Below are 8,776 nucleotides of genomic sequence, written 5' to 3' on the forward strand. Positions count from 1 at the left end.
CCCCCGACGAGCAGGCCCAAGAGCCGGTCGAGCTCCCCCCCACCCAAGAGCCTGGGGACGCGGTGTCACCCGAGGCCGAGGGCCTGGTAGAGATCGACGAGATCGACGAGATCGACGAGATCGACGAGATCGACGAGATCGACGAGATCGACGAGATCGACGAGATCGACGAGATCGACGACCTCGCCCTCGAGTCGTCCGACGCAGACGCGAGCGCCCCTGCCCTCCCGGAGCCCGACGAGAGCAGTGAGCTCGACGAGCTGGCTGATGAGCTGGGCGAAGACCTGGGCGATTTGGAGGACCTCGACGACGTCGACCTCGCGCTCGACGACGGGGAGCTCGACGTCCTCGATCTCGACGACGTCGAGCTCTAACCCCAAATCAAGCCCCTTGAAGACGAGAAGGCCTGAGTCGAGCGCGCGGCGCTTGACTCATCGTGTCGCCTCGCGCCGGAATGTTCGCCGAGGGCGCGAAGCCAAAACGCCGCTGTACCGGGCGTACTGCAAGTTTTGGCGACAAAGCCCTCGGCGAAAATTCCGGCGCGAGGCGGCGCGAGGCATTGCACCCCGGGCTGCTAGCAGCTCGGCTCACCACCTCGACCGCACCCGTGCTATGACTGCGTCGAGCGGCGCTGGCGGCGACCGGCCCGCGACAAGGGTCCAAGACATGGCCGACAGCAGGGATCGACGAGGGAACGCATGAGCGTGTGGACCGACGGCAAGACCCACGTCGTGGTCGGTCCCGCGGGTCTGAGCATCCACCGGGACGACGAGGTTCAACTGATCCTCGCCGCCGACCAGCTCGGCGGGCAGCTGCCGCCCAAGAAGGGCAAGGCCGGGTTCGCGCGGATCCGTCCCCTGGCCGTCAACGCCGGGGTCGAGCTCGCGTTCACGGTCGACGCGGAGCGCAAGCTCGTCCGCGCGCCGCTCGGCGAGGCCAAGGGTGACACGCTCAAGTTCCCCTGGGACATCAGCGCGCTCGCGCCAGCCGATGGCCAGCGCGTGTTCGCGGCCTACGTGACCGGAACCAAGGCCCGAGCGCTGACCTCGATCGTGCTCGGCAGCCCGCCCGCGGATCCCAAGGGCAAGTGGGAACACGAGTACGAGAACGACAAGCCCAAGAAGGTCGACTGGCCCGAGAACCTCCTGTGGGAGAAGGCGCCGTGGAGCCGCAAGACCCGCTGGGCGACCGATCCCGACCTCATCCAGGTCAACGCCAACCCCCACGCCTACACCGTCTACGACACCGCGAGCGCCGTGGTCGGGGTCTTGCGTCGGCCCGGGCCAAAGCAGCCCCCCGAGGGCTTCGCCTGTGTGCTGCGCACGCCGCAAGAGAAGGGCACGACCGTGGCCGCGACCGCGACCTCCCGCGGGGTGTTGGTTGCGACCTGCAAGCCCGACGGCCAGGCGGTGATCTGCGAGTTCGCTGACGACGGCAAGCTCCTCGCCCACCGCCTGTTCACGGCCAAGAAGATCGGTCCCCTGGCGCTGGCCGGCTCGCGCGTGTTCGCGCTCGTCGAGGATCGCAAGCTGCTGATCCTCGACTCCGAGCTCGCGCCCGAGGCCGAGCTCGAGCTCGGCGACGCCTTCGCTGCCGGGCCGTCCCAAGTCCAGCTGCGCCCGAACCCCGAGGGGACCGGGTTCCTGCTCGCGGTCGCCGACAAGGTCCTGCGCGGGGTCGCGTCCGATGCCGGCGCCTGGTCGCTCACCGAGCTCGATCTCACCAGCGTTCCGCCGCCGGGCGAGGCCCACGCGGCCGAGATCGCCGAAGCCGAGATCGAGCAGCCCAACGAGCCGACCGGCGCCAACGGCCAGCCCCTCGACTCGCGCACCCGCATCATCACCCAGGCTCCGCGCCTGAGCCTCAACCCCCAGCAACCCAACGACGCCTGGAGCTTCCCGGCCGGCGGACACTTCGAGATCGCCCTCAACGCGGTCAGCGTCGGCGGGCCGGCCGAGACTGGCCTCCAGATCGAGGTCCACGGCGACGCCCTCGACAAGGGCCTGATCGAGCTCGAGTCCGTCGCGATCGAGGGCACGAACCAGGGCCAGGCGAGCTTCGAGATCCGCGGCAAGAAGCGCGTCGCGCTGCTGCCAGAGTTTCGCCTGCCCGCAGGCGTGGATCCCGTCAAGGACCGCAAGATCAAGCCCAAGGACCGCTTCCTCGAGAACCCCGAGGACACCTTCGTGACCGTGCGCCTATCAGGCAAGACCCTCGCCCCGGGGTCCGAGCTCATCTACGTCCGGGTTGGCTTCGACGGGACCGACGAGGGCTCGCTGATGCGAGGCCGCCCGCTGACCGTCAGCTGAGCCGAAGGCGCCACCGCCCCCGGCTGCTGGCGCCACCGCCGGCTGCTGGGGGAGACTCGGGCTAGCAGCCCGGGCTGCTAGCCCTTGAAGCGCATGGCTTCGGCCCGCGAGATCTCGGCGCCCCCGAGGTAGAACTTCGGCAGCTTGCTGAGCAGCAGGTGGACGCGGTTGCGCAGCGGCAAGTCGCGAAACTCCTGAAAGCCGAAGCGCTGCTCGGTCTCGCCCTCGCCGAACACGACCTCGTCGAAGGTCGGCTCGTCGAGGAACTGCGGCCGGCTGCGCAGCGTGGGTTGGGTTGCAGCCATCATTCGTTCAAGACCTCCGCCTTGGTCGAACCAACGATCCTCATGACCTCTTCAATGAGATCAGAGGGAACCGAGAGGGTCTCGAGGGTAGCTTGGAGGTGATTGGCGACGGCCTGAAAGTGCTCGACGGCGAGGCCGCGGCTGAGCAGCCGCGCGTGGGCCGTCCGCATATCCTCGCCGGTGTAGTCGTGGGGCCCGCCGAAGGCCATGGTCATGAACGCGATCTGCTTGTTGATCTGCTTGTCCATGTCGAGGTCGGCGAAGAAGGGGTTGAGCGACTCGTCGCTCATGATGCGGTCGTAGAACATGCCGACCGTCGCGGTGATCGCCGCTTCGCCCCCGAGTCGCTCGTACAGAGTTGCTTCAGTCACTTCGTCAGCCTCCCCTCTACACTACGCCCATTTGCATCGCGAATCCAAGCACATAATTGCCGCGACATTTGGCCCCAAAGTGGCATTCGTGGACCCTTGCGGGCGTTTTGTCGGGTGATCCGAAGACGAGTTGACTGGTCGAAAGACCACTCCCACCTGACGCTGGGAGGCCCCGGTGCGTCCATCGAAGTGAATCGCCAGGGCGCCCCACCGACCGTGCACATTTGCGCCGCGCATTCGTCACACTCCCCGTCCGCGCGTTCGGGTCGCGCGCGCGCATTCCAACCATGTGGACAGACCGCGCCACCGAGCGCCAGGAAGATCTCTGCGGTCCTTCGCGGACATCACTCCCGCTCCTCGTGACTGTCGGAAGGCGCGCACAGGCCCACAGCAACCGTCTAGCACCGACCTCAACCCCCTCCCGCGGCCCTGTGCCATCATCGGCTGATGCCGGACAAGCTGCCGACGCTCGGCTACGAGATCGAGAGCGCCAACGGGACCCTGCCGTCCGACGTTCGCGTGTACCGGTTTCACATGACCGAGGCGGTGTCCGAACCCTACACGATCACGGCCGACATCGTGACCACCGAGCTCGACTACGCGTTCGAGGAGCTCCTCGGTCACGACGCGCAGCTCAACCTCGTGCGCGATGAGCTCATGCGCTCGGTCTTCGGCGTGATCACGGCGATCGACTGGCTCGGCGTGTCGGGCGACAGCCTGCTGCTGCGCCTCACGATCCGCCCCGCGCTCGCGCTGCTCGGACAGCAGATTCACACCCGGATGTTCCAGGCCCTGAGCGTGCTCGACATCATCGACCAGGTCCTCGCCGAGGAGCTCGCCGTCTACGGGCGCGAGTACACCCCAGGCTCGGTCAGCCGCGGCGCCGAGGTCCGCGAGTACTGCGCGCAGTATCGCGAGTCGAACCTCGCCTTCGTCGAGCGCCTGCTCGAAGAGGAGGGAATCTCCTACACCTTCGTCCACGACGATGGCGCGAGCGCCGAGCTGCTCGAGCTCATCGACGCGCCCGAGCAGCTCGGCTCGAGCGCCAACATCGACGGCAGCGACCTGTTTCCGCTGATCGCCCTCAACCCGTCCGAGGCGGACGTGGAGTCGATCCAGGCGATCGAGTGGCGACGCCGAGTCACGAGCACGGGGGTCCTGCGCCGCGACTTCGACTGGCAAGCCCCAACCTCGCTGCTCGACAGCGAGACCGACACGCCCGACGCCCACGGGCGCACGCGCCGGGTCTACCTCCACGGCGGCCGACGCTTCTTCAGCGACGATCTCTCGGACCGCGCGGGCGACCACAAGGCCGCGCTCGCGCAGCCCGGCGCGCGCGGCTACGGCCGCAGCAACGTGACCAGCTTCCACGCCGGGCTCAAGTTCAACGCCGACGGCCACGTGCTCGAGCCCGTCGCCGAGGAGCTGATCTTGATTCGGGTTGAGCACGAGGGCCACGACCCGTCCGCGCTGCCTTCGCTCGAGTCGCACAGCGACGTGCACGGGGGCTACAGCAACATGTTCGAGTGCGTGCCCGCGAGCATCGAGCTCCGCCCGCCGCCGCTCACGCCCAAGCCCCACGTCCGCGGGCCCCAGACCGCGATCGTGACCGGCCCCGGCGGCGAAGAGATCCACGTCGACGAGTTCGGTCGGGTCTCGGTTCAGTTCTACTGGGACGAAAAGCCCCCCTACGACGACACCTCCTCGTGCTGGGTCCGCGTCGCTCAGCGCTGGGCCGGGCCGGCCTGGGGCGCGCAGTTCATCCCCCGCGTCGGCATGGAGGTCGTCGTCGACTTCCTCGAGGGCAACCCCGACCGCCCGCTGATCACCGGCTGCGTCTACAACGGCGCCAACTCGCCGCCCTACTCGCTGCCCGACAACAAGACCCAAAGCGGGGTCAAGACCAACTCCTCGCCGGGCGGCGACGGCAGCAACGAGCTGCGCTTCGAGGACGCCGCGGGCGGCGAAGAGATCTACATCCACGCCCAGAAGGACTGGACGATCGCGGTCGAGAACGACAAGCACCAGACCGTCGGCCACGACGAGTCGCTCGAGGTCGTCAACGATCGCAAGAAGCACGTCAAGCACGACGAGGTCATCAAGGTCGACAACGACGAGACCATCACGATCGGCAACGATCACAGCGAGACGATCAACCACAACATGAGCGTCACGGTCGTCAACGACCAGCGCGTGACGATCGGCAACAACCACAGCGAGACGATCGCCAACAACCGGACCGAGACGATCGCCAACAACGCGAGCGAGACCGTCGGCGCCAGCAAGACCGTGACCGTCGCCGCCGCGATGCAGGTCAGCGTCGGCGGAGCGCTCAACGCCAGCGTCGGCGGGGCCGTCGGCGTCGAGGTGGGTGGGGCGATGGCGATGGCCGTCGGCGGCAAGAGCAGCGAGACCGTCGGCGACACCAAGAGCGTCGAGGTCGGCAAAGAGCTGATCATCAAGGCCGGCGAGGCCGGTCAGATCTCGACGGGCAAGGCCCTGGGCATCACCAGCGACGACGCCCTGACGATCAGCTCGACCAAGGACATCTCGGTCAGCGGCAAGGCCAAGGCGCTGATCGAGGCCGCCGACGAGCTCACGATCAAGTGTGGGAGCGCGAAGATCGTGCTCAAGAAGAGCGGCGACATTGCGATCTCCGGCGGGAAGATCGACGTCAAGGGCTCGGGCAAGGTCAGCGTCAAGGGCGCGAAGATTGCGAACAACTAGCAGCCCGGGGTGCAATGCCTCGCGCCGCCTCGCTTGGCCTTTTCGCCGATGGCTTTGTCGCCAAAACTTGCAGTACGACCACGGCGCGGTCGCAGCGGGGCCTCAACCACGCAGCTTCGCGCGGACCTGCGTGCGCCGCTCGTCGAGCGCCTCAAACACGAACTCGACCGGCAAGAAGCGGCTGATGATCTCCGCGTTGGTCCGAGTGTGCCTGCTCGGCGGCGTGGTCACGAACACCGACGCGTGCCCGCCTCGCGCGGCGAGGGCCATCGGGATCAACAGCTGATCGGCGAGGTGCTCGCCGACCGGCACCTCGGCGTCGAGCCACCGACGCAGCTCGGCGCAGGCCTGCTCGGCGACCAGCTCGGCGCGGGCGCCCTTGGTCCCGAACCCGGTCACGAGCTCGGCGCCGGCCTCGGCCTCGACGATCAGGCACAGCGCGTTGCCGGGCCCGCGGCCTTCGAGCTCGACGACCCGGCATTCGTCCCGCGACCAGCCGAGCTCGCGCCTGACGACCCCGAGCTCGCGCTTGGCCACGCGCGCGGGCAAGTTCGCGATCAGGGCCAGGGCCTCGCGCTCGCGCAGCTCGCCGCGCCGCGTGAGCTCGACCGGCGCGGGCGCGCGACCGCCCTCGAGCTCGACCACGAAGCGGCCGCCGCCGGCCGGATAGAACCCGGCCTGCTCGAGCTTGACCTCGATGACCAGGCCGAGGCGGCGCATGTGCGGGAGGAACACCCGGGTCAGGAACTCGAAGGGGGGCGCCATCGGGTTGTGGGTCCCGCCCTCGAACACGATCCGCGAGCGCCCGGGCGCGACGATCAGCGGCCACAGCACGGTCTGAAACACCAGCGTCGCGCTGCCCGCGGTCCCGACGGCGAACACCTGCTCGCCGTGGCTCACGGGACCCGGAGTGAACTCGAGCTCGCTCGAGCGCAGCTCGGCCCCGCGCAGCTGCGCGGCGGTCACGGCCCCGATCGCGCGCACGGCCGTGAGGTGCTGGCGCAGGAGCCCGGGCTTGTTGCGTCGGCCACGAATGTTGACGATCCGCAGGGGTCGGCCCGTCACGGCCGCGAGGGCCAGCGAGGTCCGGAGGATCTGGCCCCCGCCCTCTCCTTCGGATCCGTCGATGATGATCGCGCTCGACTCGGTGCTCATGCTCGCTCTCCTCCAGACAATCAATGCATAGTCTTCCCCGCGCGCTGGCGACGGCCAGCGCGCGGGGCTCGGGGTTCAGCCCTTCACGCAGACGACCTGGCGAAGGACATGCGCGACCTCGACGAGGTCGGCCTGGGCGGCCATCACGGCCTCGATCGGCTTGTAGGCGGCCGGGGTCTCATCGATCACGCCCTCGTCCTTGCGGCACTCGACGTGCTTGGTCGCCTCGGCGTGGTCCTGCACGGTGAAGCGCTTGCGCGCCTCGGTCCGCGACATCGCCCGGCCCGCGCCGTGGCTGCACGAGCAGAAGCTGTCGGCGTTGCCCTTGCCCCGGACGATGAAGGACTTCGCGCCCATGCTGCCCGGGATGATGCCGAGCTCGCCCTCGCCCGCGCGCACGGCCCCCTTGCGGGTCACCCAGACCTTGGCGCCGAAGTGGCGCTCGCGGGCCACGTAGTTGTGGTGGCAGTTCACGGCCATCGCGTCGGTCGTGAACGGACGCATGCCGGGCGCGTCCTCGAGCGCGCGCAGGGCCGCGGCCATCATCAGCTCGCGGTTGATCCGGGCGAAGTCCTGGGCCCAGCCGACGGCCTCGACGTAGTCGTCGAAGTGCTCGGTGCCCTCGGGGAAGTAGGCGAGGTTCTGATCGGGCAGGTTGATGAACCACCGCTGCATCTCCTCGCGGGCGAGGCGGATGAAGTACGAGCCGATCCGGTTGCCGACCCCGCGCGAGCCGGAGTGGAGCATCACCCAGACGTGGTCACGCTCGTCGAGGCACAGCTCGATGAAGTGGTTGCCGGTCCCGAGGGTCCCGAGGTGCACGATGTTGTTGGAGCTGGCGATCTTGGGGTGCTTGTCGGTGATCACCGAGAAGCGCGCCGCGAGCTCGCTCGTCCACCGCGCGCCGACCCGGCCGGGCACGTCTCCCCAGGCGCCGCGGTCACGGCGACGCCCGCCGTTGCTGCGGCCATGGGGGACCGCCCGCTCGATCGCCGCGCGGACGGGGCCGAGGGTGTCGGGCAGCTCCTCGGCGCGCAGCGAGGTCTCGACCGCCATCATCCCGCAGCCGAGGTCGACGCCGACCGCGGCCGGCACGATCGCGCCCTTGGTCGGGATCACCGAGCCGACGGTCGCGCCCATGCCCCAGTGAACGTCGGGCATCGCCGCGACCCACTTGTGGATGAAGGGCAGGCGCGCGGTGTTGGCGAGCTGGCGAAGCGCGGCGTCCTCGACCGGGACTCCTTTGGTCCAGCGCTTGATCGGAACCGCACCCTCGAGGTTGTCGACTTCGTAGTTCGTGGTCGTCATGGCGCGGGGGGGTATCGCAGGACTCGTTCCGGGCGATGTTCTCACTGAAAACCTAATGAAATCAATGAGGTAGATGGATGTTGGGTGGATTAATCTATCTGTATTTATCGTGGGTTTATATGATGGCATCGTCTTTTTCGGGTTTCGCGCAGGGGCGCTCGGACTTGTTGGTGAGGCTCTGTCGTCTCCGCTGTGGGTCCGCGCTGGGCCGCAGGAGGTCCGAGTTCGGGGCGTCGCCTCTCCATCTGGGGTGCAGAAGGCTCTTGGTCGCGCATCACCATGTCGGTCGGTCCCGCGTCGAAGGTGCTTTTCGTACGGCGATACCCCGAACTCGGACCTCCTGCGGCCTTTCATGCGCTCTGCTCTTTGCGGGGGTGAGCCCGCTTTGGGCCGTTGGGCGCCTTCTTGGCGCGGTCAGCAGGCGGCGCTCGCGGTTTGGGTCGCGCTGCGTGCCTGAAGTCTTTTTCGGGTTTCGCGCAGGGGCGCTCGGACTTGTTGGTGAGGCTCTGTCGTCTCCGCTGTGGGTCCGCGCTGGGCCGCAGGAGGTCCGAGTTCGGGGCGTCGCCTCTCCATCTGGGGTGCAGAAGGCTCTTGGTCGCGC

The 8,776-nt window shown here is 68.3% G+C and carries 6 protein-coding genes and 1 pseudogene; 3 read left to right on the top strand and 4 right to left on the bottom strand.

Annotated features, from left to right (window positions below):
- Both ENSA5_RS37300 and ENSA5_RS09085 read left to right on the top strand, forming a co-directional pair.
- A pseudogene (locus ENSA5_RS37300) lies at nucleotides 1-374 on the top strand (hypothetical protein); the annotation flags it as partial.
- Between the two features lie 324 nt (nucleotides 375-698).
- Nucleotides 699-2,309 carry a hypothetical protein gene (locus ENSA5_RS09085; RefSeq protein WP_106391238.1) on the top strand — a complete coding sequence of 537 codons (1,611 nt, stop codon included), beginning with the start codon at nucleotides 699-701 and terminating at the stop codon, nucleotides 2,307-2,309.
- Between the two features lie 77 nt (nucleotides 2,310-2,386).
- On the opposite strand, the gene ENSA5_RS09090 is transcribed toward ENSA5_RS09085, so the two are convergent.
- Both ENSA5_RS09090 and ENSA5_RS09095 read right to left on the bottom strand, forming a co-directional pair.
- Nucleotides 2,387-2,617, bottom strand: a complete 231-nt coding sequence (locus ENSA5_RS09090; protein WP_181197551.1) for a hypothetical protein — start codon at nucleotides 2,615-2,617, stop codon at nucleotides 2,387-2,389.
- The gene (locus tag ENSA5_RS09095; RefSeq protein ID WP_106391240.1) at nucleotides 2,614-2,985 is read right to left on the bottom strand and encodes a group I truncated hemoglobin; all 372 of its coding nucleotides are present in this window, start codon (nucleotides 2,983-2,985) and stop codon (nucleotides 2,614-2,616) included. Before ENSA5_RS09095 ends, ENSA5_RS09090 begins: the two co-directional genes overlap by 4 nt.
- A 447-nt stretch (nucleotides 2,986-3,432) precedes the next feature.
- Between ENSA5_RS09095 and ENSA5_RS09100 the strand changes: the two genes are divergently transcribed.
- Entirely contained in the window at nucleotides 3,433-5,712 is a 2,280-nt protein-coding gene (locus tag ENSA5_RS09100) for a type VI secretion system Vgr family protein (RefSeq protein WP_106391241.1), read from the top strand.
- A gap of 102 nt (nucleotides 5,713-5,814) precedes the next feature.
- Here ENSA5_RS09100 and rtcA read toward each other — a convergent pair whose 3' ends face one another.
- Both rtcA and ENSA5_RS09110 read right to left on the bottom strand, forming a co-directional pair.
- Nucleotides 5,815-6,867, bottom strand: coding sequence for an RNA 3'-terminal phosphate cyclase (rtcA, locus tag ENSA5_RS09105; protein ID WP_106391242.1), 1,053 nt, complete (start codon nucleotides 6,865-6,867; stop codon nucleotides 5,815-5,817).
- 75 nt (nucleotides 6,868-6,942) lie between these two features.
- Nucleotides 6,943-8,175 carry an RtcB family protein gene (locus ENSA5_RS09110; protein ID WP_106391243.1) on the bottom strand — a complete coding sequence of 411 codons (1,233 nt, stop codon included), beginning with the start codon at nucleotides 8,173-8,175 and terminating at the stop codon, nucleotides 6,943-6,945.
- Nucleotides 8,176-8,776 lie beyond the last annotated feature (601 nt).

The sequence above is a fragment of the Enhygromyxa salina genome, assembly GCF_002994615.1.
Classification (GTDB): Bacteria; Myxococcota_A; Polyangia; order Nannocystales; family Nannocystaceae; genus Plesiocystis; species Plesiocystis salina_A.

What these genes read in the sequence shown, in the direction of transcription:
- rtcA (WP_106391242.1), bottom strand. Translation starts at nt 6,867, where the DNA reads ATGAGCACCGAGTCGAGCGCGATCATCATCGACGGATCCGAAGGAGAG.
- ENSA5_RS09100 (WP_106391241.1), top strand. Translation starts at nt 3,433, where the DNA reads ATGCCGGACAAGCTGCCGACGCTCGGCTACGAGATCGAGAGCGCCAAC.
- ENSA5_RS09090 (WP_181197551.1), bottom strand. Translation starts at nt 2,617, where the DNA reads ATGATGGCTGCAACCCAACCCACGCTGCGCAGCCGGCCGCAGTTCCTC.
- ENSA5_RS09085 (WP_106391238.1), top strand. Translation starts at nt 699, where the DNA reads ATGAGCGTGTGGACCGACGGCAAGACCCACGTCGTGGTCGGTCCCGCG.
- ENSA5_RS09110 (WP_106391243.1), bottom strand. Translation starts at nt 8,175, where the DNA reads ATGACGACCACGAACTACGAAGTCGACAACCTCGAGGGTGCGGTTCCG.